26 protein-coding genes are annotated in these 24,499 nt (G+C 72.0%); 10 read left to right on the top strand and 16 right to left on the bottom strand.

Translation table 11 applies throughout. The annotated features are described in order from the left end of the window. Window positions 1-14: 14 nt before the first annotated feature. The 8 genes from DEJ08_RS05735 to DEJ08_RS05700 form a co-directional block, all read right to left on the bottom strand. Window positions 15-302 (bottom strand): ferredoxin, encoded by a 288-nt coding sequence (locus DEJ08_RS05735; protein WP_258367027.1) that lies wholly within the window; start codon window positions 300-302, stop codon window positions 15-17. Further along, window positions 299-1,564 (bottom strand): NADH-ubiquinone oxidoreductase-F iron-sulfur binding region domain-containing protein, encoded by a 1,266-nt coding sequence (locus DEJ08_RS05730; protein ID WP_111054266.1) that lies wholly within the window; start codon window positions 1,562-1,564, stop codon window positions 299-301. The genes DEJ08_RS05735 and DEJ08_RS05730 overlap by 4 nt, the downstream gene beginning before the upstream one ends. Further along, window positions 1,561-2,118, bottom strand: coding sequence for a ferric reductase-like transmembrane domain-containing protein (locus DEJ08_RS05725; protein WP_111054265.1), 558 nt, complete (start codon window positions 2,116-2,118; stop codon window positions 1,561-1,563). The genes DEJ08_RS05730 and DEJ08_RS05725 overlap by 4 nt, the downstream gene beginning before the upstream one ends. Then, on the bottom strand, window positions 2,118-3,080 hold the full coding sequence (locus tag DEJ08_RS05720) for an FAD:protein FMN transferase (RefSeq protein ID WP_111054264.1): 963 nt from the start codon (window positions 3,078-3,080) through the stop codon (window positions 2,118-2,120). Before DEJ08_RS05720 ends, DEJ08_RS05725 begins: the two co-directional genes overlap by 1 nt. Continuing rightward, complete coding sequence (locus DEJ08_RS05715) at window positions 3,077-3,409, bottom strand: hypothetical protein (RefSeq protein ID WP_146248464.1); 333 nt, start codon at window positions 3,407-3,409, stop codon at window positions 3,077-3,079. The genes DEJ08_RS05720 and DEJ08_RS05715 overlap by 4 nt, the downstream gene beginning before the upstream one ends. A gap of 134 nt (window positions 3,410-3,543) precedes the next feature. Continuing rightward, window positions 3,544-4,161: a CE1759 family FMN reductase gene (locus tag DEJ08_RS05710; RefSeq protein ID WP_071245007.1), complete on the bottom strand. Its 618-nt coding sequence runs from the start codon at window positions 4,159-4,161 to the stop codon at window positions 3,544-3,546. Between the two features lie 324 nt (window positions 4,162-4,485). Further along, the gene (gene rpsO / locus DEJ08_RS05705; RefSeq protein WP_017885935.1) at window positions 4,486-4,755 is read right to left on the bottom strand and encodes a 30S ribosomal protein S15; all 270 of its coding nucleotides are present in this window, start codon (window positions 4,753-4,755) and stop codon (window positions 4,486-4,488) included. Window positions 4,756-4,855: 100 nt separating this feature from the next. Next, entirely contained in the window at window positions 4,856-5,305 is a 450-nt protein-coding gene (locus DEJ08_RS05700) for a VanZ family protein (RefSeq protein WP_111054262.1), read from the bottom strand. 182 nt (window positions 5,306-5,487) lie between these two features. On the opposite strand from DEJ08_RS05700, the gene DEJ08_RS05695 reads away from it, so the two are divergent. From DEJ08_RS05695 to DEJ08_RS05685, 3 genes are read left to right on the top strand one after another with little or no spacing between them, the layout of a single operon-like run. Continuing rightward, window positions 5,488-6,564, top strand: coding sequence for a glycoside hydrolase family 6 protein (locus DEJ08_RS05695; RefSeq protein ID WP_146245002.1), 1,077 nt, complete (start codon window positions 5,488-5,490; stop codon window positions 6,562-6,564). A gap of 55 nt (window positions 6,565-6,619) precedes the next feature. Further along, a complete protein-coding gene (locus DEJ08_RS05690; RefSeq protein ID WP_111054261.1) occupies window positions 6,620-7,669 on the top strand; it encodes a M4 family metallopeptidase in 1,050 nt (349 codons plus the stop codon). A 29-nt stretch (window positions 7,670-7,698) separates the two neighbouring features. Then, on the top strand, window positions 7,699-7,968 hold the full coding sequence (locus DEJ08_RS05685) for a protealysin inhibitor emfourin (RefSeq protein ID WP_111054260.1): 270 nt from the start codon (window positions 7,699-7,701) through the stop codon (window positions 7,966-7,968). A gap of 150 nt (window positions 7,969-8,118) precedes the next feature. Here DEJ08_RS05685 and DEJ08_RS05680 read toward each other — a convergent pair whose 3' ends face one another. The 3 genes from DEJ08_RS05680 to DEJ08_RS05670 all read right to left on the bottom strand — a co-directional run bounded on the left by DEJ08_RS05680 (window position 8,119) and on the right by DEJ08_RS05670 (window position 11,648). Then, on the bottom strand, window positions 8,119-10,362 hold the full coding sequence (locus DEJ08_RS05680) for a HelD family protein (RefSeq protein ID WP_258367026.1): 2,244 nt from the start codon (window positions 10,360-10,362) through the stop codon (window positions 8,119-8,121). A gap of 78 nt (window positions 10,363-10,440) precedes the next feature. Further along, window positions 10,441-11,277, bottom strand: a complete 837-nt coding sequence (locus tag DEJ08_RS05675) for an aldo/keto reductase (protein WP_111054258.1) — start codon at window positions 11,275-11,277, stop codon at window positions 10,441-10,443. Beyond that, window positions 11,277-11,648 (bottom strand): FKBP-type peptidyl-prolyl cis-trans isomerase, encoded by a 372-nt coding sequence (locus DEJ08_RS05670; RefSeq protein WP_173035534.1) that lies wholly within the window; start codon window positions 11,646-11,648, stop codon window positions 11,277-11,279. Before DEJ08_RS05670 ends, DEJ08_RS05675 begins: the two co-directional genes overlap by 1 nt. Window positions 11,649-11,717: 69 nt before the next feature. Between DEJ08_RS05670 and DEJ08_RS05665 the strand changes: the two genes are divergently transcribed. Continuing rightward, on the top strand, window positions 11,718-13,037 hold the full coding sequence (locus DEJ08_RS05665; RefSeq protein ID WP_111054257.1) for an MFS transporter: 1,320 nt from the start codon (window positions 11,718-11,720) through the stop codon (window positions 13,035-13,037). Window positions 13,038-13,235: 198 nt separating this feature from the next. Next, window positions 13,236-14,321, top strand: coding sequence for a YihY/virulence factor BrkB family protein (locus DEJ08_RS05660; RefSeq protein ID WP_110864715.1), 1,086 nt, complete (start codon window positions 13,236-13,238; stop codon window positions 14,319-14,321). A 72-nt stretch (window positions 14,322-14,393) separates the two neighbouring features. Here the strand turns inward: DEJ08_RS05660 and DEJ08_RS05655 are convergent, their stop codons facing one another. The 3 genes from DEJ08_RS05655 to DEJ08_RS05645 all read right to left on the bottom strand — a co-directional run bounded on the left by DEJ08_RS05655 (window position 14,394) and on the right by DEJ08_RS05645 (window position 17,689). Then, window positions 14,394-15,854: an aspartate ammonia-lyase gene (locus DEJ08_RS05655; protein ID WP_258367025.1), complete on the bottom strand. Its 1,461-nt coding sequence runs from the start codon at window positions 15,852-15,854 to the stop codon at window positions 14,394-14,396. 282 nt (window positions 15,855-16,136) lie between these two features. Next, on the bottom strand, window positions 16,137-16,433 hold the full coding sequence (locus tag DEJ08_RS05650; protein WP_111030495.1) for a hypothetical protein: 297 nt from the start codon (window positions 16,431-16,433) through the stop codon (window positions 16,137-16,139). Further along, window positions 16,433-17,689 carry an inorganic phosphate transporter gene (locus DEJ08_RS05645; protein WP_035807670.1) on the bottom strand — a complete coding sequence of 419 codons (1,257 nt, stop codon included), beginning with the start codon at window positions 17,687-17,689 and terminating at the stop codon, window positions 16,433-16,435. The genes DEJ08_RS05650 and DEJ08_RS05645 overlap by 1 nt, the downstream gene beginning before the upstream one ends. Window positions 17,690-17,804: 115 nt before the next feature. On the opposite strand from DEJ08_RS05645, the gene DEJ08_RS05640 reads away from it, so the two are divergent. The 3 genes from DEJ08_RS05640 to DEJ08_RS05630 all read left to right on the top strand — a co-directional run bounded on the left by DEJ08_RS05640 (window position 17,805) and on the right by DEJ08_RS05630 (window position 21,328). After that, complete coding sequence (locus tag DEJ08_RS05640) at window positions 17,805-19,493, top strand: cation:proton antiporter (RefSeq protein ID WP_027464738.1); 1,689 nt, start codon at window positions 17,805-17,807, stop codon at window positions 19,491-19,493. A gap of 229 nt (window positions 19,494-19,722) precedes the next feature. Continuing rightward, window positions 19,723-21,024 carry an ABC transporter permease gene (locus DEJ08_RS05635; protein ID WP_071405578.1) on the top strand — a complete coding sequence of 434 codons (1,302 nt, stop codon included), beginning with the start codon at window positions 19,723-19,725 and terminating at the stop codon, window positions 21,022-21,024. Window positions 21,025-21,040: 16 nt separating this feature from the next. Next, complete coding sequence (locus DEJ08_RS05630) at window positions 21,041-21,328, top strand: hypothetical protein (protein WP_027464737.1); 288 nt, start codon at window positions 21,041-21,043, stop codon at window positions 21,326-21,328. A gap of 17 nt (window positions 21,329-21,345) precedes the next feature. Here DEJ08_RS05630 and DEJ08_RS05625 read toward each other — a convergent pair whose 3' ends face one another. After that, a complete protein-coding gene (locus DEJ08_RS05625; protein WP_181438956.1) occupies window positions 21,346-21,870 on the bottom strand; it encodes an 8-oxo-dGTP diphosphatase in 525 nt (174 codons plus the stop codon). Window positions 21,871-21,934: 64 nt separating this feature from the next. Between DEJ08_RS05625 and DEJ08_RS05620 the strand changes: the two genes are divergently transcribed. Next, window positions 21,935-22,285, top strand: coding sequence for a tryptophan synthase subunit alpha (locus tag DEJ08_RS05620; RefSeq protein ID WP_027464736.1), 351 nt, complete (start codon window positions 21,935-21,937; stop codon window positions 22,283-22,285). Between the two features lie 19 nt (window positions 22,286-22,304). Continuing rightward, on the top strand, window positions 22,305-23,195 hold the full coding sequence (locus DEJ08_RS05615) for an aminodeoxychorismate lyase (RefSeq protein ID WP_027464735.1): 891 nt from the start codon (window positions 22,305-22,307) through the stop codon (window positions 23,193-23,195). 88 nt (window positions 23,196-23,283) lie between these two features. Here the strand turns inward: DEJ08_RS05615 and DEJ08_RS05610 are convergent, their stop codons facing one another. Next, window positions 23,284-24,483, bottom strand: a complete 1,200-nt coding sequence (locus DEJ08_RS05610; protein WP_111054255.1) for an amidohydrolase — start codon at window positions 24,481-24,483, stop codon at window positions 23,284-23,286. Between the last annotated feature and the right edge of the window lie 16 nt (window positions 24,484-24,499).

Here is a 24,499-nt window from a genome sequence, read left to right as displayed (position 1 = left end):
CGGTCGCCGGCTGCTCACCGCTCCACCAGTCGGAGCGCCTGCAGGGGGCACATCGCGACGGCGTCGGCCGCAGCGGCCCGCTCGTGCGGACGGACCGGGACGTCGCGGGTGCCGGTGTCGGGGGCGCCGGGGTCGCCGCCGACCCGGGCGCCGGGGGTGCTGACCCGGGCGATCGGGTAGCCCCACTCGTCGCGCTCGAGCCGCTCGGCGAACAGTTCCGTGCACAACCCCCGGCCCCGGCAGCGCGTCCAGTCGACGTGCAGCGAGACGACACCCGCGCCTGCGCCCGCGCCCCCGCTCACCACGCACCCCCGCGCCGCAGCAGGCACCGGCCACCGAGGTGCGCCTGCACGTCGTCGTGGAACACGTCGAGCGCGCTCCGCACCATCCGCGCCACCCCGTCCGGGTGGTGACACGCCCCACGCCCGTCCACCAGCGCGGCGACCCGACGCACCTCTCCCGCCAGGTCCCCCGCTGCTCGCCCCGACGCCAGGTCCCCGACGACGTCGGCGATCCGCGGCAGTCCGTTCACGCAGGGTCCGCACCGTCCGGCGGACGCTCCGGCGAGCGCCGCCGCCAGCCGTGCCGTCACCGCGATCGGGCAGGTCCGGTCGTCGAGCACGGCGAGCACCCCGGCCCCGGGCGCGGCACCCCACCGAGCCAGTCCCTCGGGGTCGAACGACGCGTCGAGGGCCGCGGCCGGCAGCCATGTCCCGCCCCATCCGCCGACCAGCACGGCGCGCGTGTGCGCCGGATCGGTCACCGGCAGCCGGGAGGCCCGAAGCAGTTCCCCGAGCGGCGCACCCCCGGCGGTCTCCAGCACCACCGCGGTGGTCGGGTCCGTCACGTCGCTCACCGTGACGAGCCGGGTGCCGGGGGCACTCGGGCTGCCGACGCCCCGGGCCCACGCCGCCCCGAAGCGCACGACGAGTGCTGCCTGGGCGAGGGTCTCGACGTTCGACACCAGGGTCGGTCGCCCGCTCGGGCCTCGTTCGGCGAGCCGCACCACGCGGTCCTCGGGCACACCCTGGCCACCGGCGACGGCCGAGGCGAGGGCGCTGGCCTCCCCGGAGACGAAGGAGGCGTGGGGCAGGACCCGCAGGCTGATCGGCACGGGGTCGCCGCCGCGGTCGGTGCGTTCCGCCAGTGCCCGGCGGACCGGACCGGCGAGTCGGTCGCTCGTGGCGAGGACCGCCTCGGACGCACCGACCGCGGCGGCCGCGACGACGATGCCGTCGAGTACCAGGTGCGGTGCGCGCTCGAGCAGGACGGCGTCCTTGCGGCTGGCGGGTTCCCCCTCGGCGGCGTTCGCGACCACGAGGGGCGCACCCCGACCCCGACGGCGGCCGCGGACGGTCACGGCGGCGAGCTTCCGGGCGAGCGGGAACCGGGCTCCGCCGCGGCCGTCGACGCCGGCGCGGCCGAGTTCGTCGACCAGCCACGGGCCGAGCTGCGGCAGCGGGCCGAAGGTGTCCTCGTGGTCGGTGCGGGCCGGACCGGGTGCGGCCAGGAGCCGTCGGGTGCCGGTGGGTGGGACGACGGTGCGGGGGTGGGTCAGGGTCATCGGACGACCTCCAGCTTCGCGGAACGGAATTCGGTGACACGGGCGGTGCAGCGCCAGACGACGCCGCCGACGACGGCCGCGGTGCAGACGCCGGCGAGCACGAGGAACCAGGCGGAGGTGCCGTCGGTCCCGGTGCCGACCGCGTGGGCCAGGGCGATCGGCCACATGGCGTAGGCCGTCCAGTGCACCGCCCGGAAGGCCCGCGGCCCGATCACACGGCGGAGCAGTGCGGTGACGACGAGCACGACGAGCAGGTCGACGGCCAGGGTGCCGAGCCCCAGCCAGAACCACCGGTCGGCGCCGACGAACGGCACGACCGTGTCGAGGAGGCGCAGCTCGGCCTCGGTGTCGAGCAGCAGCGACCCCACGTGCACCGCGACGAACACGGTGGCGGCGAGGGCGACGTCCCGGTGCACGAGCTGCACGGCGAACCGGGGCAGTCCGGGCAGCGGTCGTCCGCCCCTGGTGACGATGCCGAGGAGCACCGTGAGGGTGAGGAGCAGGACGGCGGTGACCCCGAAGCCCCGGCCGATCACCCAGAGAGCGGTGTCCATCAGGCGACCGCCGATCGGGCGTCGTCGGCGCGCTGGCCGTCGGTGCCTCGGTCGTCGGGCCGGCCGCCGAGCCGCACGACCGTGCCGTCGGCGGCGACGAGGCGGGCGGCGCGACCGCTCTGCCGGAGCCACTCGGCGGCGGTGCGACCGCGCACCACGGCGGCCGTCGTCATCGTGTTGGCCGTGGTGCACGACGGGGCGACGACGGTCACCGTGCGCCAGACCGGCTCGGCGGGCAGACCCCAGCGGGGGTCGAGGATGTGGTGCCGGGCGGTGCCGTCCTGCTCCCAGCGGCGCTTCTGCGTGCTCGAGGTCGCCACGGACCACCCCGAGGCGATCCGGACGTGGTCGACCGGGTCACCCTCGAGGTCCTCCACCCGCACCTGCCAACCGCCGGACGGATCCGGGCCGGCGGTCGCGACGTCACCGCCGAGGGACACCAGCGCCCCGATGCCGAGCCGTGCGGTGATGCTCGCCGCGGCCATGTCGGCGGCAGCGGCCTTCGCCGTGGCACCGAGGTCGAGGGTGACGCCCTCGGGGATGCGCAGGAACGTGCCCGACAGCAGGATGCGCTGCCACGCCGGACGGTCGTCGAGTGCACGCGACAGGGCCTCGGGCGACGGGACCGGCCGGGCGTCGGCGAAGGCGGCGTCGTACCCGAGGGACACCATGCGGCGCCCGAGGGTGGGGTCGACGTCGCCGTCCGAGAGCCGCGCTGCGTCGAGCGCCTGCTGCACCAGTGCGGCGAGGAGCGGCGACACCTCGGTGCCACGCACGAGGTCGTCGGCGCGTGCGGTGAGTTCGGAGTCGTCGCGGAAGCGGCTGCACGCGGCGTCGACGGCGGAGGTGACCTGCCGGACGCAGGACTCCGCGGCAGCGAGGTGCCGACGGTCCCGGTGGTCGAGGACGACCCGGGCGGTCGTGGTCCAGAGGCCCCACTCGGTGGCGGCGCGCACGGTCACGACCCCGTCGTCGTGGTGTCGGAGGTCCCGCCGGTGGTGCCCTGCGACACGCCGGTGTCCGAGTCGCTCGTGCCGGAGTCGGTCGTGGCGGAGTCGGTCGGCTGGGTCGACGAGTCGGTGCTCGTGTCGGCACTGCTACTGGACTCGCTGCTGCTGGAGTCGCTGTTGCTGGAGCTGCTCGTGCTCGTGTCACTGCTCGTGCTCGTGCTCGCCTGCTCGTGCCCGAGCCAGAGCCCCGCACCGGTGACCATCGCCACCACGAGCCCGCCCACGCTGACGAGCGCACTCGTGATCCGTGCGGATCGCCTGCCGCTGCCTCTGGTGTCCATCGGTGCTCCTCGTCGTCATGACGAGGTTCCCGAGGGCACCGATGAGCCAGCCGCGCACCCGCCGCGCACCGACCGTACGAACCCTGTGGTCCGTCTAAGAGCACGCGCTCCCGTCGACGGCGGTGGGACGCGGATCAGTGACCGAGGCCGCCGAGCAGGCTCGCGAAGTCCGGCGTCGCGGGGAGCGCGTCGGCTTCCTGCGGGGCCCGCCTGGAGGCCCGGATCGCCCAGGCCAGGTCGGCTCCGGCCCGGCGGATGCGACCGTCCAGGGCGGCCGCGTCACCGTCGGTCCCCCAGTCGTCGGTCGCGGCGAACACCCCGGTGGGCACGATCGCCGCACGCAGGTACGCGAAGACCGGCCGGAGGGCGTGGTCGATCGCGAGGGAGTGCCGCGAGGTCCCGCCGGTGGCCCCGAGCAGGACGGGCATGTCGGCCATCGAGTCCTTGTCGAGCACGTCCAGGAACGACTTCGCCAGTCCGCTGACGCCCGCGGTGAAGATCGGCGTGACGAACACGACGGCGTCGGCCTCGACCACGGCGGCCATCGCTGCCGAGAGTGCCGGGGCCGCGAAGCCGGTGAGCATCGCGTCGGTGATCTCGTGCGCGAGCGGCCGGAGTTCGACGTGCACGACGTGTGCCGGGGTGCCCTCGGCGACGAGTGACGCGACGGCGGCCTCGCCCAGGCGGTCGGCGAGCAGGCGGGTGGAGCTGGGCTCGGAGAGTCCGGCGGAGACGACGGCGATGGTGGTCATGATGCTTCCCGACTTTCGATGCGTTTGCATGAACATAGCATCCAACCGGGTCCCCCTCGCAACCATTCCCGCCATCGAACAGCGTGCCGATCGGTCACGACTCCCCGCGCGGTGACTACGGAGCGGTCACGAAGTGTCGACTGGGACCGTGGTGGCCGACGAGTCGTGACCGCGGGACGAGCGCGGGCGACGTGTCGTGACCGACCGAGGACGGAATGCGGACTGAGCGGGGCCCCCGCCGACCGTCGAACGCCCCGCGGAACGAAGAACGCCCCGGTCCTCACGAGGAGGACCGGGGCGTTCGGTCAAGCGTGTGTCGGTCGACTAGCGACGCAGGCCGAGGCGCTCGATGAGCGTACGGTAGCGGGCGATGTCGACGTCGGAGAGGTAGCCGAGGAGACGGCGACGCTGACCGACCATGAGGAGCAGGCCACGACGCGAGTGGTGGTCGTGCTTGTGCTCCTTGAGGTGCTCGTTCAGGTCGTTGATACGACGCGTCAGAACGGCGACCTGGACCTCGGGGGATCCGGTGTCGCCCGGGTGGGTCGCGTACTCTTCGATGATCTCCTGCTTGACCTGTGCGTCAAGTGCCATGGTGATCCCCTTCCTGTCCGTTGCGCGGTGCCCGTGCCTGATGCACGAGCGCTCTTTGTCCGCGGCCGTTCGACGGCAACCGCACAAGGCTACCAGAGTCCTAGGCGGTCCTGGGGCGCAGACGGCGTCGGCGACGACGCTCCGGCAACAGGCTGCGGACGAGTCCGACCAGCGTCGCGCCGAGCAGTCCGCCGAGGCCGTTCGACAGCACGTCGCGCGGATCCGCGACGCGGTACGGCAGGTACGTGGCCTGCGCGAACTCGATGCCGGTCGACAGCGCGACCGCGACGAGCGCGCCGAGGATCCACCAGCGCCGGGGCAACCACAGCGCCGCGAGCATCCCCACGGGCACGAACATCGCGATGTTGGCGAGGAACTCGGTGCGCTCGTACGTGAACCAGGCACCGTGCGGCAGCTGCTGCACCCAGGCGATCGCGTGCAGCACGAGGGAGTTCTGGGCCGAGGTGAAGACCTGCGGGGTCAGCGTCATCCGCCAGATCACCCAGGCGTAGCCCGCGGTCAGGGCGAGGAGGAGGAGTCGACGGAACATCCGCACAGTGTGCTGCACGGTCCTGCGCGGTCGCTGGAGCGCTCCTGTCAGCCGTCGGTGCGACACCTGGGCGATCGCGGATCGGCGCTGGTCAGGACTCCCCCGCACCTGTCAGCATGGGTCCGGGCGCGATCGGTGCCCGCACCACCGACACCGCACGGTCAGATCAGGAGCACCGCAGCATGCCGGAGCACGAGGCACCCAGCACCCCACGCCGCAACCGCACCGGCGGCCTGCGGCAGTGGGGGTGGATCGCCGCTGCGGCCGTCGTCGTCGCCGCGGTCGTCACGACCCTCGTGGTCGTCGGCCCGTGGAACGGCGGCCAGCCGGACGGCGACCGTACCCCGAGCGGCCGCAGCGTCGCCGAGCGGAAGTCCGCGGCCGAGGCGTTCCCGGGCGGGCTCGCGCGCCAGCCGACCGCCGTGAACCAGGCCGGCCTCCGCGAGCGCCAGGCCCGTGCCGACGGTGACACCCAGACCGCCGAGCAGATCGCGGTGATCGCCGACCAGCCGATCGCGACGTGGCTGACGAACACCTCGCGGGCCGAGACCCGCTCGACGATCCGGTCGGTGGTCAGCACGGCCGAGCAACGCGGTGGCACCCCCGTGTTCGTCCTCTACAACATCCCGGACCGTGACTGCGGCAGCTACTCGAAGGGCGGCACCGAGGACGACGCCTACCTGCCGTGGGTCCGGTCCGCCGTCCGGGCGATGGCCGGTTCGCACGCGGTCGTGCTCGTCGAACCCGACTCGATCGCCCAGATCCAGAACTGCGAGCGGCTGCGCGACGAACGCCTGCCCCTGCTGCGGAAGGCCGTCGATGCCCTGACCGGCCACGGGCTCACCGTGTACCTGGACGGCGGCAACGAGAACCGCGTGCCGACCGCCACCATGGCGGACTGGCTGCGGCAGGCCGGCGTCGACGAGGTGCAGGGCTTCTTCACGAACGTGTCGAACTTCTACCGGGTCGACCAGGAGCGCGCGTACGCCGACGAGCTCGCCGACGCGATCGGCGGCGACCCGCACTTCGTCATCGACGTCTCGCGCAACGGGCAGGGGTGGCGGGGCACCTGGTGCAACCCCGAGGGCGCCGGCCTCGGCCAGGAGCCGCACGTCACCGGCGGCAGCACCCGGCTCGACGCCCTGCTCTGGGTGAAGACGCCGGGGCTCAGCGACGGCACCTGCAACGGCGGCCCCGCGGCCGGCCAGTGGTGGGAGTCGTACGCGCTGGCCCTCGTCGAGCACCGCAAGCGCGACTGACCACGCCACGAGACGGCCCGCGCAGGGTGTCGGTGCCCGGTGGTTGCATGTGCGCATGACCGCGACCGACCGCATCCGCTCCGTCGTCCCGCCCTACCTGCTCCGCGCCGTCGCCGACGCCGACGCGTTCCCCCGGGCGGCCTCGGCGGCACGCACCGCACTGGCCTCGCTCGACGCCGTGCAGGCGCCGAAGCACGAGCACCTGGTCGCACCACGCGGCGTCAGCGGTGCCGTCGACCGCTCCCCGCAGCGGACGATCACCGACGCCCACGGCACCACGACGCTGCCCGGCACCGTCGTCCGGCGCGAGGGCGACGCCGACTCCGGTGACGCCGCGGTCGACGAGGCGTACGCGGGCCTCGGCGCCACGCACGCCTTCTGGCTCGAGGTGTTCGGCCGGGTGTCGATCGACGGCGCCGGGCTCCCCCTCGACGCGACCGTGCACTACGGCCAGGACTACGACAACGCCTACTGGGACGGCAACCGGATGGTGTTCGGCGACGGCGACGACGAGGTGTTCCGCCGCTTCACCGTCGCGCTCGAGGTCATCGGCCACGAGCTCGCGCACGGCGTCACGCAGTACACCGCCGACCTGACCTACCAGGGCCAGTCGGGCGCCCTCAACGAGTCGATCAGCGACGTCTTCGGTTCCCTGGTCGCCCAGTACGCGGCGGGGCAGACGGCGGAGCAGGCGAGCTGGCTCATTGGCGAGGGGCTGTTCACCGACGCCGTGCAGGGCGACGCGCTCCGGTCGATGCGGGCCCCCGGCACCGCGTACGACGACCCGGTGCTCGGGAAGGACCCGCAGCCGGCGACCATGGCCGGTTTCGTCGTCACCACGGACGACGCCGGCGGGGTCCACACGAACTCCGGCATCCCGAACCACGCGTTCTTCCTGGCGGCCACGGCGATCGGCGGCCCCGCGTGGCTGGGTGCCGGCGCCGTGTGGTGGGACGCCCTGACGTCGGCCGAGGTGACCGCCTCGATCGACTTCGCGGGCTTCGCCACCGTCACCGTCGACGCGGCCGGGCGGCGGTTCGGGGACGGTTCCGCCGAGCAGACCGCGGTCCGTCAGGCCTGGCAGCGGGTGGGCGTCCTCGACTGATCGCGCCACCCGGGCGTAGCGTCGAGGGCATGCGCATCGAGGTCCGCCGCTCCGGGGGCTTCGCCGGCACCACACGGCGCTGGCGGGTCGACACCGACACGAGCAGCGACCCCACGGCGTGGTCCGACGTCGTCGACGCGCTGCGGCGTACCCCGGCACCGACAGCTGCGCCCGTCCCCGACGACTTCAGCTGGACGATCACCGTCGAGCGCGCCACCGTGACGATCCCGGGACGCCGCCTCGACGGTCCGTGGGCCGATCTGGTCGCGCGGGTGCGGTCCGAGGGCGACCCGACCTGATCCGGGAGGCCCGTGGCGGGCCCGCACCGGGCCTCCCGTCCGCCCCGCGGGGACGCCACCACCCACCGATCGTGCGCAGGAACGGTCGCGTGGGACCGACGGACCCGACCGTTCCTGCGCACGAAGTGCGCGGGGACACACGCGCGACCGTCAGTCGACGTCGATGACCGTCAGGCGACGTGTCGGACGCGTCATCGCGACGTACACCGCGGCGGCGGCGCGGGCGGCGTCGGCACCCACGCCGTCCGGGTCGACGAGCAGCACGCCGTCGAACTCCAGGCCCTTGGCGTCCGCACCCGTCAGCACCGTGAGCGAGCCGGCGTTCGGCGAGGCGAGGCCCCGGACGTCCGCCTCGGTGCGGGCGAGCCGCTGCCGGACCGTGTCGACCTGGGCCTCGGGGACGATGACGCCGATGGTGCCGGAGCCGATCCGGGCACGCTCGGCGTCGGCGACCGCCACGACGGTGTCGAGCAGGTCGGCCCGGGCGACGCGGACGCGCTCGACGGGGTCACCGTCTCGAACGGCCTCGTTGCGGGTGACCGTGAGGCCGGCGCTGTCCGCGAAGGCCCCGGCGGCCTCGACGATGGAGCGCGGGGTGCGGTAGTTCACCGTGAGCTGTTCGATGCGGTGGTCGAGCGGCACCTGCGGCGCACGGCCGCGTCGGCGACGCGCGAGCGCCCCGATGACGTCGTCCCAGGTGCGTGCGGCACCCGGCGAGGAACCCTGCGCCATGTCGCCGACGATCGTGAACGAGCGCAGCGGGTTGCGGCGGGCGAGCACGCGCCACTGCATCGGCGAGAGCTCCTGCGCCTCGTCGACGACGATGTGCCCGTAGGTCCACTCGCGGTCGTCGGCGGCGCGCTCGGCGGTGGAGCGGGGGTCGCCGCCCTCGGCGAACGAGCCGGCGACCTGCTCGGCGCTGACGATGCCCTCGACGCCCATGTTCTCGATCGCCTGGCGGGCGTTCTCGATGTCGCGGTTCCGGCTGGCCTTCGCGGCGCGCTTGGCGGCGCCGCCGGTCGGGTCGAACGGGCCGAGCAGTTCGGCGGCCTCGTCGAGCAGGGGGACGTCCTCGACGGTCCAGGCCGTACCGCGGGCGCGCTGCAGCAGGGCTCGGCGCTCCGGGGTCCAGTCGGGGGTGAGCGAGGCGAGCCAGTTCGGCCGGGCGTAGAGGTCCTCGAGGAACTTCTCGGGCGGCAGCGGCAACCACGCGGTGTTGAGCAGCACACGGGCGTCGTACGAACTCCGGATGTCCTCGCGCAGGACCTTCTCGTCGGCCTCGTCCACCGTGGTGCCGCGCTCCCGCAGCTGCTCGGCGAGCAGGCGGGTCATCGCGTCGAGGGCGGTCTTGTTGAACGTGACGCGGGCGGCGTTGTGCGGCTTGCCGCGGTCCTGCGCACGCTTCATGGCGTCGGCGACGAGCTGCGGCGGCACGACGAGCCGCTCGCCCTCGATGTCGAGCGTGACCGACTCGGTCGGCACGACCTGGCGCGAGCGCACGGCCCGGCGCAGCAGTGACGCCATCTGCGCCGCGCCCTTGACGGCGGCGACGTCGCGGGTGTCGTGCGTCGTCGCGTGCACGCCCGGGTAGAGCGAGCCGAGCGACGCCATCACGACACCGGTCTCGCCGAGCGACGGGAGCACCTGCTCGATGTACGTCAGGAACGCCGGCGACGGGCCGACCATGAGCACGCCGGAGCCCCGCAGCCGCTCGCGGTAGGAGTAGAGCAGGTAGGCGGCTCGGTGCAGCGCCACGGCGGTCTTGCCGGTGCCGGGGCCGCCCTGCACGATGAGCACGCCCTCGAGCGGGGAGCGGATGATGCGGTCCTGCTCACCCTGGATCGTCGCGACGATGTCGGTCATCCGGCCGGTGCGCTCGGCGGTCACCGCGGCGAGCAGCGCCCCTTCACCCTGCAGGTGGGTGCGCTCGTCGTCGTAGAGCGCGGCGTCGAACACCTCGTCCTCGACGCCGACCACGCGACGGCCCTGCAGGGACAGGTGCCGACGGGAGCGCATGCCCATCGGGTGCGCGGCGGTGGCCTGGTAGAAGGCGCTCGCACCGGGGACGCGCCAGTCGAGCAGCAGCGGCCGGTGCTCGGCGTCGCGCAGCCCCACTCGGCCGATGTACCGGAAGGTGTCGTCGGGGTTGTCGGGCTCGGCGACCTCGAGCCGGCCGAAGACCAGACGGTCCCCCACCCGCTCGAGCGTCGCGACGGTGTCCTCGTAGAGCCGCGCGTACGCGTCGCGCTCGCTGCGGCTCTGGTGGTTCCCGCCGACCGCCTGTCGGCGGGTCTCGGCGAGGCGCTGCTCGGCCTCGGCGGTCAGCTCGTCGAGACGACGGAAGAGGCCGTCGACGTAGCCGCGTTCACGGTCGATCTCGGTCGGTTCGGACACACGCAACCCTTCGGGAAGAGGGGGAACCAGTGTACTGCCCACCGGGAGCCCCGCTGTCCCCGAAGGGTCGCGTCGGAGTCACATCTCTTCGTGCGTGTCCGGGTTGCCGTCCCACAGACGACCGCGCTCGAGCGCGGAGATCGCCTGCACCTCGTCGTCGGTCAGCTCGAAGCCGAAGACGTCGAGGTTCTCCTTCTGGCGGGCGGCGTCACCCGACTTCGGCACCGGCACGGCACCGAGCTGGACGTGCCAGCGCAGCACGACCTGGCCGGGTGCCACACCGTGCGCCGCGGCGGCGTCGACGATCGGCTGCTCGGTGAGCAGTTCCGACCGCTTCGCGAGCGGGCTCCAGCTCTCGGTCACGATGCCGAGCTCCTGGTGCACCTTCCGCAGTTCCGCCTGGGGGAAGTACGGGTGCAGCTCCACCTGGTTGACGGCCGGGGCGACCCCGGTGGCGTCGACGATCCGGCGCAGGTGCTCGGGCGTGAAGTTCGAGACGCCGATCGAGCGGACCTTGCCGCTGTCGCGGAGGTCGACGAACGCCTTCCAGGTGTCGACGAACTTGTCCACCGACGGGTTCGGCCAGTGGATCAGGTACAGGTCGACGTGGTCGAGCCCCAGGTTGCCGAGGGTCTCGTCGATCGAGCGGTGCGCCTCGTCGTAGCCGTGGTGCCGCCCGGGGAGCTTCGACGTGACGACGAGGTCCTCGCGCGCCACCTCGGACTCACGGACGGCCTTGCCGACGGCGTCCTCGTTGCCGTAGTTCAGCGCCGTGTCGAGCAGCCGGTAGCCGCTCGCGATCGCGGTGCCGACCGCCGCAGCGCCCTCGTCGCCGTTCAGGCCGTAGGTGCCGAGGCCGAGCTCCGGGAACCGGTGGCCGTCGTTCAGCTCGATCGTCGGGGCACCGACCTGCATCAGCGGACCCCGAGCAGGTCGATCACGAAGATGAGGGTCTTGCCGGACAGGAAGTGGCCACCACCGGCGGGGCCGTAGGCGAGCTCCGGCGGGACGACGAGCTTGCGGCGACCGCCGACCTTCATGCCGGGGATGCCCTCCTGCCACCCGCGCACCAGGGCCGCGAGCGGGAAGTCGATGGGCTCGCCGCGGTTCCAGGAGCTGTCGAACTCCTCGCCGGTCTCGTACTCGACCCCGGCGTAGTGGACCTTGACGGTCGAGCCGGCGGACGCTTCCTCGCCGGAACCCTCGACGATGTCGGTGATGACGAGCTCGGTGGGGGCGGGGCCCTCGGGGGCGTCGAACTCGGGCTTGCTGTTCAGGTCAGTCATGCCGATCAGTCAACCAGAGGGCGCACCGGGCACGCGCAACGAGCGTCCAGCCCGCAGAATGGTTCCACCGTGACACCATCGACTCCCGCACCGCCGCGCCGCCGCCTGCTCGCCGACCTCACCCCGCTCCGCCGCTCCCCCGCCTTCGCCCGGCTCTGGGCCGGCACGGCGATCGCCGGCATCGGTACCCAGATGACCACCGTCGCCGTCGGGCTCGAGGTCTACGAGATCACCCGATCGACCTTCGCCGTGGCCCTGGTGGGTGTCATCGCGCTCGTGCCGATGATCGTCGCCGGCCTGTACGGCGGGATGCTCGCGGACGCCTTCGACCGACGCCTCGTCGCGCTCGTGTCGTCGATCATCGCCTGGGTCGCCGTCGCACTGATTGCCACGCACGCCTGGCTCGACCTGCACAGCGTCGCACTGCTCTACGTGCTCGCGACGGTGAACGCCGTGGCCGCCACCGTCGGCAACGCCTCCCGCTCGGCGATCGTCCCGCAGCTCGTCGGCACCGACCTGCTGCCCGCGGCGAGCGCCCTGGGCGGGATCGCGTCCGGGTTCCAGGTCACCGTGGGTCCGGCGATCGCCGGCGTGCTCATCGCGACCGTCGGGTTCGCGCCGACCTACACGATCGACGTCGTGCTGTTCACGTTCGCGTTCCTCGGGGTGTTCACGCTGCCGCGGATGGCCGCCGACCACGACGCACTGCGGCCGGGGCTCGGCTCGCTCATCGAGGGCGCGAAGTTCCTGCGGCGGTCGCGCAACATCACGATGACGTTCGTGCTCGACATCATCGCGATGACCTTCGGGCAGCCGCGTGTGCTGTTCCCCGCGATCGGCGCGCTCGTCATCGGCGGCGGGTCGATCACCGTCGGCACCCTGACCGCCGCGTACGCGATCGGGGCGCTGCTGTCGAGCGTGTTCTCCGGGCCGCTCGGGCACGTCCGACGCCAGGGTGAGGCCGTCGGCTGGGCCATCACGGCGTACGGCGGGGCGATCGCGGCGTTCGGTGTGGTCATCGCGCTGGCGCACGTGCTCGGCGGCCGCTCGGGCGAGGCGTTCGGCGTCGAGATCCTGCCGGCGCTCGGGCTCGCGGCGCTGTTCCTGGCGATGGCCGGCGGTGCGGACAACGTCAGCTCGGTGTTCCGGAACACGATCCTGCAGGCGGCGTCGCCGGACGGCATGCGCGGTCGGCTGCAGGGCATCTTCATCGTCGTGGTCACGGGCGGCCCGCGGCTCGGTGACCTGTACGCCGGCCTGGTCGTCGCGGCCGGCATCGCGTACCCGCCGGTCATCGGCGGCGTGCTCATCATCGGCCTCGTCGCGCTGCTCCTCCGGATGGTCCCGTCGTTCCGCCGCTACGACGCCCTGCACCCGCACGCCAACTGACCGCGGGCCGCGGGCCGCGGTCGAGTGCGGGTCCGCAAGACACCGGTGTTCGCACGTTGAACACCCGCGTTCCGCGGTGCGGAGCGTGAACACCGGCGTCTTGCAGGGGCTCGCGACGCGACCGAAGGGCGGACGGGAGGCGCGGGGCGGGCCCGCCACGGGCCTCCAGGCCGTCACGTGTCGGGTACCGTACGACACATGCCGGACAGCGCATCGCGCGACCTCCAGCGGACGGGAGTCCGCGCCGTCGTCCGGCGCACCTACCACTCGGTCATCCGGCACCGCGTCGTCGACGCGGCCGCGTCGCTGACGTTCTTCGCGCTCCTGACGGTGTTCCCGACCGCGCTGGCGGTCGTGTCGGCGCTGTCGATCGTCGACCGCAAGGGCGACAGCCTGACCGACATCGTCGAGGTCCTCGGGTTCATCGTCCGGCCGGAGACCGCCGAGCACCTCGAGGGGCCGCTCCGGCAGCTGCTGACCCTGGACAACCCGTGGCTCGGGTTCACGATCGGCGTCGTGCTGACGCTCTGGTCGCTGTCCGGCTACGCGACGGCGTTCGGGCGGGCGATGAACACCGCCTACGAGGTCGAGGAGGGCCGGCGGATCTGGAAGTTCCGCAGCATGATGCTCCTCGTCACGCTGCTCGTCATGGTCGGCGGTGCCGTCGCCATCGTCATCCTGCTCGGCACGCCGACGATCTCCGAGGCCGTCATCCGACAGCTCGGGTGGGCGCCCTGGATCGACGACGTGTGGAACGTGGTGAAGTGGCCGGTGCTGGCGGCCGACCTCGTCGTGATGGTGGCGGTGCTCTACTACGCGACGCCGAACGTGAAGACCCCGCAGCTGCGGTGGGTGTCGGCCGGTGCCGCGTTCGCGATCGTGACCTGGGCCATCGCGACGGTGGGGTTCGCGCTCTACGTGGAGACCCTCGGTGGCGGGAACCGCGCCTACGGGTGGCTCGGTGGCGCGATCCTGCTGCTCGTGTACCTGTACATCTCGAACTTCGTGCTCGTGGTCGGCGGGGAGCTCGACTCCGAGGTGATCCGGATGCGGCAGCTGCTCGCCGGCATCGAGGCGGACGAGTCGATCCGGCTGCCGCTGCGCGACGTCACGCGGAACTTCACGCTCGCGCGCTGGCGGGACCAGGACATCGCGGCCGCGCAGCACGTGCGGGCCGAGGCCGCGCGGGTGGCCGAGGAAGAGGACGCCGAGCTGACCCCGAACGAGGAGCACCTGCGGGCGATGGCGCAGCAGGTGCGGGTGGGCGAGCGGCCGCTGCCCTGACGGGCGTGTGTGCGTGCGCGGTGCTTGCGCGCGGTGCTTGTGCGCGCGTTCCTGTGGTGCGGACGCCCCGCGTCAGCGCTTGCGCGCCTCGGCGTCCAGCATCTCCTCGGTGATGATCGGGATCGCACCCGTCGCCAGCTCGATGCCCGACAGCCGTGCCGGGCTGAGCACGCGCATGACCTGGTCCTCCTCCATCAGGCCCGCGGCCACGACGAGCGTCGAGATCGGCGTCGAGGTGGTCAGCGCCGTGTGCGCGATCGACGCAGCCGCCGCGTACCCGATGTACGGCGTCAGCGCGGTGACGACGCCGACGTTCGTGTCCACCTGGGCCGCGAGCTTCGCCTCGTTCGCCTCGATGCCGACGACGCAGTGCTCACGCAGGGTCGCGCAGCCGCGGGACATCCACTGCAGCGACTGCAGGATCGAGTGGGCGATGATCGGCTCGAAGGCGTTGAGCTGCAGCTGCCCGCTCTCCGCCGCCATCGTCACGGTGGTGTCGGCCCCCGCGACCGCGTAGGCGATCTGGTTCACGACCTCGGGGATCACCGGGTTGACCTTGCCCGGCATGATCGACGAGCCGGCCTGGCGAGCCGGCAACGTGATCTCGCCGAGGCCCGCTTGCGGACCGGACGACAGCAGCCGCAGGTCGTTGCAGATCTTCGAGAGCTTCGCGGCGCTGCGCTTCACCGTGCCGGACAGGGTCATGAACGCACCGGCGTCGCTCGTCGCCTCGATGAGGTCGGGGGCGGTGACGACATCGATGCCGCTCGCCTCCTGCAGCTGTCGGCGGACCTCGTCGCGGTAGAGCGGGTCCGCGGTGATCCCGGTGCCGATCGCCGTGGCGCCGAGGTTCATCTCGGCGAGCAGCGGCATCACCTTGCGGAGCAGGTCCGCGTCCTCCTGGATCGTGTGCGAGAACCCGGTGAACTCCTGCCCGAGGGTCATCGGCACCGCGTCCTGCAGCTGCGTCCGGCCCACCTTCAGCACGTCGGCGAAGGCGCGGCCCCGCTCGGCGAACGCCGCGGACAGTTCTTCGAGCTGCACGATCAGACGACGGACCCCGAAGATCATCGCGATCTTGATGCTCGTCGGGTACGTGTCGTTCGTGGACTGGCTGCGGTTCACGTGGTCGATCGGGTGCAGGTACGCGTAGTCGCCCCGCTCCCGCCCGAGGAGTTCGAGGGCCCGGTTCGCGAGCACCTCGTTCGTGTTCATGTTCGTGCTCGTCCCCGCGCCGCCCTGCACGACGTCGACGACGAACTGCTCGCGGAGTGCTCCGTCGCGGACCTCCTGCGCTGCACGGTCGATCGCGTCGGCGCGCTCCTCGTCGAGCACACCGATCGCCCGGTTCGCCCGCGCCGCCGCCTGCTTCACGGTGACGAGCGCCTCGATGAGGTCCGGGTACACGGCGATCGGCACGGAGGTGATCGGGAAGTTCTCGAGTGCCCGCAACGTGTTGATGCCCCAGTACGCGTCGTTCGGGACCTCCCGTGATCCCAGCGAGTCGCTCTCGGTCCGCGTCGTCGTCGTCACAGGTGCCTCCTCGTTGCCGGTCACACGTCGAGGCTAGTCCCGTCCGTCCGGCCGGTCCGGGAACGCGCCGGGGGCTGGGCGGAGCGGGCGGCGTGCCCGCCTCGGGCCTCCCGTCGCTTCGTGAGCAGAAGATGTCGGCTCGCGCTGCGGGACTCGACATCTTCTGCTCACCAAGCGCGCCGCCCGCACGAGCGGGCGCGGCGAACGCGCGACGAGTGAGCAGAAGACGCCGGGTCGCGAGGGGCGACCCGGCGTCTTCTGCTCACACGGTGAGCGTGCCCGTCAGTGGAACTGCGGGACGATGAGGTAGATGCCGTAGAGCACGACGGCACCGCACACGACGAAGCACGCGATGGCCGCGGCGCGGAGTGCGCGTGCTGCCGCCGAGGCTCCGGCGGGGTTCGGGAAGCCGGCGGTGGCCGGGCCGATCGTGCCGTCCTCCTTCACGGTGAACTTGCCTTCGCGGGTGTCGGCGGCGCTCCAGAGACGGAGGCCGACCGAGTACACGGCGACGACGAAGCACGACGAGACCACGGCGACGAGCGCCACGGTGAGGAATGCGAACCAGTCGATGCCCATCAGCGACGGCCTCCCTTGCGGGCCGCCATGCGACGGAGCGTGCGCTCGCGGCTCAGTTCGGCGCGACGCTGGGCGACCGCGTCGGCACGCTTCTTGCGCTGCATGTCACGCAGCTCCTTGCGGGTCAGGACCGCGTTCGCGGCGACGTCGACCTCGATCGCGGAGGCCTGCTCGTGCGGCTTGCGGAGCGACCACAGGTACAGGCCGAGGATCACGACGGCACCGATCACGGCGTCGAGCACGAGCCCGATGACGCCGAGGCGGGCGATGCCCGAGGCGACCGCACCGACCGCGGCGGCCGCGGGCAGGGTGATGAACCAGGCGATGACGATCTTGCCGGCGGTCGACCACTGGATCTTCGAGCCGCGGCGGCCGAGACCTGCACCGATGATCGAGCCCGAGGACACCTGCGTGGTCGACAGTGCGAAGCCGAGGTGGCTGGAGGCGAGGATCGTCGCGGCGGTCGAGGCCTCGGCGGCGAAGCCCTGCGTCGCACGGATCTCGGTGATGCCCGAGCCGAGGGTGCGGATGATGCGCCAGCCGCCCGTGTAGGTACCGAGGGCGATCGCGAGGGCACAGGCGACGACGACCCAGAACTGCACGCCCTGGTTCGACGACTGCGCGCCCGAGGCGATGAGCGTCAGCGTGATGACACCCATCGTCTTCTGCGCGTCGTTCGTGCCGTGCGCCAGGGACACCATCGAGCTGGTGAAGACCTGCCCGATGCGGAACCCGCCGCGCTCGTTCGGGAACACCGGACGCTTCGTGATCCGGTACGCGATGCGCGTCGACAAGAACGACACGAGCGCGGCGATCACGGGCGAGGCGAACGCCGGGATGATCACCACCGTCAGCAGCGCGACGTAGTTGACCGACTGGAACCCGGCGCCGACGATCGCGGCACCGATGAGCCCGCCGAACAGCGCGTGCGACGACGATGACGGCAGCCCGCGGAGCCACGTGATCATGTTCCAGACGACTGCCCCGATCAGGCCCGCGAAGATCATCTCGGGGCTGATGGCGACGCCACCGGGCCCCTCGTTGATCAACCCGTGTGAGATCGACGTCGCCACGGCGGTGCTGAGGAACGCACCGACCAGGTTGAGCACCGCAGCGACGGTGACCGCCACCTTGGGCTTCATGGCGCCGGTCGCGATCGGGGTCGCCATCGCGTTGGCGGTGTCGTGAAAACCGTTTGTGAAGTCGAAGAAGAGGGCCAACGCGATGACCAGGACGACTATGAGTGTGATGTCCACCGCGGGCAAGTGTCCCAGGCGTCGGCCCTTCGAGCAAACCTGATCGGCAACCTGTTGTTCACCGCAGCTTCACACTCGTTCAGCTTCGGAACCATGCCGATGGGAGAATGCGTCCATGGACACCGCTGAGCTCCTCATCCTGCTGATCGGATCGCTCGCGGTGACGGGGTTCGCCCGAGCCAAGGGGCTCCCCGCTCCGCTGCTCGTCACGGCGGTCGCCCTGGCCGCCTCGTTCCTGCCCGGGCTGCCGCCGATGGAGATCGACTCCGAGGTCATCCTCACGGTGATCCTGCCGCCGCTGCTCTACTCGGCGGCCCTCGACGTGTCGTGGCAGAGCTTCCGCGGCTCGATCAAGCAGATCCGACGGCTCGGCATCTTCCTGGTGATCGTCACCGCCCTGGTCGTCGGCGGGGTGGCGTACCTGCTCATCCCGGACATGACGCTGCCGGCGGCGATCCTGCTCGGCGCGATCGTCGCCCCGCCGGACGCGGTGTCCGCCGCCGCGATCGGCCGGAAGCTCGGACTCCCCCGCCGCGTCATGACCGTGCTGTCCGGCGAGAGCCTGATCAACGACGCGGCCTCGCTGACCCTGGTGCGGGTGTTCACGCTCATCATCGCGGGCACGTCGCTGACGATCTGGCAGGACCTCGGCATCTTCGGCCTGGCGATCGGCGTCGGTCTGGTCGTCGGCATCGTGCTCGGCGTCGTCGTGCACTGGATCCGGATGCGCATCAACGACCCTGTGGTCGAGACGATCATGAGCATCCTGCTGCCGTTCGTCGCCTACATCCTCGCCGAGGACCTGTCCGGCTCCGGCGTCATCGCGGTCGTCACGGCCGGCCTGTACATCGGCTACAACTCGCCGAAGGAGGGCTACGCCACCCGCCTGCAGGAGCGCCCGCTCTGGACGAGCATCGACGTCATCCTCGAGGGCTTCGTGTTCGCGCTCATCGGCCTGCAGCTCAACACCGTCGTGCAGGACCTGGTCGAGAGCGAGCGGAGCCTCGGGCAGACGCTCACCGCTGCGGCCGTCGTGCTCGCGGTGGTGATCCTGGTCCGGCCGCTGTTCGTGTTCGAGTCCTACGCGCGCAACCGGTTCAACGGGAAGTGGCTCCGGCCGCTGCGGATCAAGCTGTCCCGCGGGCATCCCTCGCTTCGGTGGATGCGCGGTTCCGCGGAGCCGAAGCTCAACTGGCGGGAGCTCACCGTCATCTCGTGGACGGGTATGCGCGGTGTGGTGACCCTGGCGGCTGCGGTCTCCGTCGTGGCGAGCCCGACGCAGATCCCGGCGCAGGACACGATCTTCATCATCGCCTTCTTCGTGACCGTCGGCACCCTGCTGCTGCAGGGACTCACCCTGCCGTTCGTCATCCGCGCACTCAAGGTGCAGGACCCGGCCGAGGGCGAGGAGGACGTGCGCAGCGAGATGCGGCTCAACCAGCGCACCACCGAGGCCGCGATCGAGCTGCTCGAGAAACGGCGTCCGGCGTGGGCGAAGCAGTACGGCTCGGAAGCCGTCGACTCGGTGGTGAACCGGCTGAAGGCGCGGCTGGAGCGCCAGGCCGAGACGTTCCGTCAGGACGCCGAGGAAGAAGAGGACGAGGGGCGGAACGTCGCACTGCGCCTCCGGGGCTCGCAGATCCAGGACATCCGACGCGAGCTCCTCGACCGCCGCCGCGAGATCGTGCTCGAGGAGCGCGAGAAGGGGAACCTCGACGAGGAGGTCATGCGCCGCGTGCTCGTGACCCTCGACGCGGAAGAACTCGCCATGGACTCGGCGCAGGCGTCGCGCAGTCGCTCCTGAGCACCCCGGGCGTATCCTGGCGCTCCGATCGAGAGCAGGAGCAGAGCGCCGAGTGAGCACGCCGCGGAACGACGTCCCCAGGAACGACGACGGACCGGAGCGCCCCGGCGGTTCCCGTCCCACGCCGCCGAAGCCGCGCGGGACCCGTCCCTCCGCACGTGGGACCAAGCCGCGCCGTGGCGGCAAGGTCGCCGGGCACACGCGTTCGGGACCCCGGCGACAGGCTCCGGTGCCCGCGCCCCAGCAGCACGGCGCCTACCGCCGGTGGTACTCGACCCTGCACCCGTCGCTGCAGCTGATCGGCCTGCAGCTCTGGATGCCGCTGTTCTTCATCGTCGGGTTCTGCCTGTGCTACGTCTTCGCGTTCCACGCCCCGCACCCGCACGACGTCCCGATCGCCCTGATCGGCAGCGACCCGGCGTTCGTGCAGGCGGTGCAGCAGGCGTTGCCGGGCGAGTTCGTGTTCCACACGTACGACTCGCTCGCGCAGGCGAAGCGCGACGTGGTGGGTGGCTCGATGGCGGTCGCCTACGACCCCGCTGCGAACGAGTTCTTCAAGGCGAGCGCGCACCAGTTCCAGGTCGCGAGCCTCGTCCCGGCCACCCTCACCGCGGTGCTGACCGGCCTGGGCGTGGCGACCCCGAAGGTCACCGAGCTCGCACCGCTGCCGGCGTGGGACGAGTACGGCACCGTCGCGATGTACGTCATGCTCGCGTGGTGCATCGGCGGCTACATGGTCGCGATGTTCATCGGCATCATGGGCGGCCCGCTCCGGCACCGCACCCGGATGACGGTCATCGTGGTCGGCGGCCTCGTCATCTCGCTCATCACGAACACGCTCGCCGGGCCCGTGCTCGGCGCCATCCACGGGCACTGGATCCAGCTCGTGCTCATCGCCTGGGGCTGGATCGTGGCGATCGGCCTGGCGGTGAACGGCCTGAGCTACTTCGTCGGCCGGTTCATCGCCGCACCCGCGATGATCTGCTTCGTCTTCCTGTCCATGCCGTCGTCCGGCGGCGCCTACCCGAAGTGGTTCATGCCCGAGCCCTTCGCCTGGCTGAACAACGTCGTCGTCGGCTCGAGCATGGTCGACATGATCAAGCACCAGGTCTACGGCGTCGGCCCCGGCCCGGCTCGCGGCCTGATCACGATGGCCTGCTACGCCACGGCCGGCCTGGTGCTGATGTACTTCGGCAAGAAGTGGTGGGAGCGCCGACGGATCCGCGCGATCGTCACCGGCCGGACCACGATGTTCCAGGACGCCAACACCGCCAACCGCGAGTTCCTCGGCGGGCAGCGCGACGCCGAGCTCGAGCGCCACGGCCTGACCTCCACCGAGACCGGCACCCTGAGCGTGCTGCGGGACGACGACTGGGAGGACGACCGCACCGGCGGTGACGTCTTCACCGGCGGTCGCGACGGCCTCGAGCCGGATGCGACGCCGACCGGGCGCATCGCCGTGCAGCGCCCCGCGAACCGGAAGGAACCGCGACCAGCGGCGGCTCCGCACGGCAAGCACGCCGACCGCTGACGCGTATCCTGATCGGATGAACCCGCGCATCACCTGGCACCGCGTCCTCATCACCGTCGTCGTCGTGTTCCTCGTGCTGACGGTGGGCTTCTACGCCGCGAGCGTCCTGCTCGCACCCGCCGACGGCCGCGGCACCGCCGGGCTGTTCGTCGGGTGGGCGATGTTCTCGATGATCGGCGCGATCGTCGTCGGCATCATCGACTTCTTCGTGCGACCCCTGGGCGGCCGGAGCGGCGACGCCGACGTCATGGCCGCCGCCGAGGAAGCGCGCACCGGCAGCACCCGCACCCAGCAGCCGCGCTAGCAGCAAGCAGCAAGCAGCTACTCACCCACGCCGACACCGACACCCGTCCCGGTGAACCCGGCGACGGTCGCGTCGTCCTCGGCGAACGTGAACCGCGCGCGGACGCTGCCGCCCGCGAGCACCCCCGGCAACCAGTACCGGGCGTCGTCCCACATGGCGTCGTACGGGACGGTGTCGACGGGGATCCACCGCGGCTCCAGTTCGTCGGAGCCCGACGGGTCTCCCTGCCAGCGGCGGCAGACGAAGACGTCCGAGACCTGCGACCAGGACGGTCGGTACGGGAACCGGTAGTCCAACGTGCCACGGGCCTCCAGGTCGACAGCGTCGAGCCGCAGGCCGACCTCTTCACGCACCTCGCGCACGGCGGTCTCGACCGCCGACTCACCGGGCTCGCGCTTGCCGCCGGGGCCGACCAGACGGCCCGTGCCGAGACCGCGGCGCTTCTCCCCCAGCAGCACCTCGGGGCCTGCCTCGCCGTCGCGCAGCAGGTACACGACCACCACCCGGGGATGCTGGGACTTGCTCTCGTCGCGAAGGGTCACGCGTCCAGTGTGACCGATGGAGTGTCGTACGCTTTTCCCATGGCAGGCGTGCTGCGGGGGCACCATGGCTGAGCCCCGCAGGACCGGGCGCAGCCTCGAAGTGCTGCGCGCCGAGGCCGCCGAGGAGATCTCGATGCTCGTCGAGCACCGCAGTCGTCAGGGCGAGGACCCGTGGGAGTTCATGCCGACGCTCCCCACCGTCGACGAGCAGGTCGTGCTGATCCTGCGCGCGGACGCCGTCGACCTGGACGAGGCGATCGGCAAGCGGCACGCGCAGTGGTCGAGCCATCCGGCGTCCGGGCAGGGCACCCGGCTGGGCGAGGAGTACCACCGGCTGCGCCGGATCGCGCTGCAGCACCCCGAGCTGACGCCCGCCGTGTGGAAGCTGCTGGGCGCGCTGCCCGAAGCCGGCTGAGCTGCGGTTGGATGGACGCATGACCGAAACCGTGCTCGCCGTCCTCAACCAGCCCTCCCGCGACGCCGCGCCGCACGACCCCGCGGCGGACGCCTTCACCTGGGCGAAGCCGCTCGAGGAGCACGTGCAGGTGCAGGACCTCGGCGTCACGCGCGGCGACGGCGTGTTCGAGACGATCACGGTGATCGACGGTCGGCCCCAGGCCCTCGAGGCGCACCTCGCCCGCTTCGGCCGCTCCGCCGCGATGCTCGACCTGCCCGCCCCCGACCCGGAGGCCTGGCGCCAGGCCATCGAGGCCGTCTGCGCCCGCCTCGACCCGGTGCGCGAGGCCTTCGCCAAGACCGTCCTGACCCGCGGCGTCGAGGGCACCGACCGTCCGACCGGGTGGGTCTACGCCGCGCCGTCGGGTGACTCCACGGCCGCCCGCACCGAGGGCATCTCCGTCGTCGTCCTGGACCGCGGGTACCGGCACGACGTCGAGCGCACCTCGCCGTGGCTGCTGCAGGGCGCGAAGACGCTGTCGTACGGCGTCAACATGGCCGCCCTGCGCGAAGCCGTCCGCCGCGGCGCCGACGACGCCCTGTTCGTCTCGAGCGACGGGTACGTGCTCGAGGGCACGCGCGCCAACCTGATCATGAAGGTCGGCGACCGGCTCGTCACGCCCCGCACCGACATCGGGATCCTGGCCGGCACGACGCAGGCCGACGTGTTCCGCTTCGCCGAGCAGGAGGGCATCGAGACCGCCTACGAACTCGTCACGCTCGCCGACCTGGCGGCCGCGGACGCGCTCTGGCTCGTGTCGAGCGTGCGGCAGGCTGCGCCGATCCGTTCGGTGAACGGCGACGCGCGTCCAATCGACGCCGAACTCACGACCCGCATCAACGACTTCCTGCTGGCGCGCGAGGTCTGAGCACGCGGCGCCCCCGGCGCAACGGCCTGGAGGCCCGGATCGCGACTCGCAGGCACGTCGCGATCCGGGCCTCCAGGCTCTGCACCCGCTACCAGCGCGGGGTGGTGACGCCGGCTCCGTCGGCCCACGTGAAGACGGACTTGCCGTCGATCCAGACGCGCGTCGCGCGGCTGGTCGCGTCGAGCGGATCGCCGTCCCAGAGCACGAGGTCGGCGTCGTAACCCTCGGCCAGGCGCCCGACGCGGTCCCCGAACCCGAGGAACTCGGCCGGGTTGACGGTGAGCGCCTCGAGTGCGGTCTGGGCGGGCAGGCCCTCCTTCACGGCGGCGGTCGCCTGGTCGACGAGCATGTTGATCGGCACGACCGGCGCGTCCGTCGTGATCGCGACTCGGACCCCGGCTGCCGCGATCGTGGCGAGGTTCGGGATGCCGCGGTCGCGGAGCTCGACCTTCGAGCGGCTGGTGAAGAGCGGGCCGTAGATGACCGGGATGTCCTTGGCGGCCAGCACGTCGGCGATCTTGTGCGCCTCGGTGCCGTGGTTCACGACGAGGCGGTAGCCGAACTCCTCGGACAGGCGGATCGCGGTGGCGATGTCGTCGTGGCGGTGGGTGTGCTGGTCCCAGACGAGCTCGCCGTCGAGGACCCGGACGAGCGTCTCCTTCGTCAGGTCGCGGGCGAACGGCTCGTCCTTCGCGGCTGCTGCGTCGCGGGCGGCCTTGTAGTTCTGCGCCTCCACGAAGGCGTCACGGATGATCTTCGCGACGCCGAGCCGGGTCGAGGGCGTCTGGCCCTTGCCGCCGTAGACGCGCTTTGGGTTCTCGCCGAGGGCGCTCTTCACACTGACCGAGTCGGAGATGAGCTGCTCGTCGATCGTCCGGCCGCCCCAGGTCTTGATGGCGACGCTCTGCCCGCCGATCGGGTTGCCGGAGCCGGGCTTGACGACGATGCTCGTGATCCCACCGGCGAGCGCGTCCCGGAAGCCCTCGTCGTCGATGTCGATCGCGTCGATCGCGCGGACGCCGGCCATGTTCGGGGCGGTCATCTCGTTCGTGTCGTTGCCGGCCTCGCCGTTGGCCTCCTCGTGGATGCCGACGTGGCCGTGCGCCTCGACGAAGCCGGGGACGAGCCAGGAACCCGCGGCGTCGAGGACCGTCATCCCCTCGGGCGGGGAGACGTCCGGACCGATCGCGGTGATCCGGCCGTCCTCGACGACGACCGCGCCGCCGTCGAAGGCTGGAGCGGAGACGGGGACGACGTGGGCACCGGTGATCGCGAAGGAGTTGCTCATGGCACCAACGGTACGC

The organism is Curtobacterium sp. MCLR17_054 (genome assembly GCF_003234335.2).
Lineage (GTDB): Bacteria > Actinomycetota > Actinomycetes > Actinomycetales > Microbacteriaceae > Curtobacterium > Curtobacterium flaccumfaciens.
Note: the sequence above shows the minus strand (reverse complement) of the source record. Positions and strands in the feature narration are given on the sequence as shown.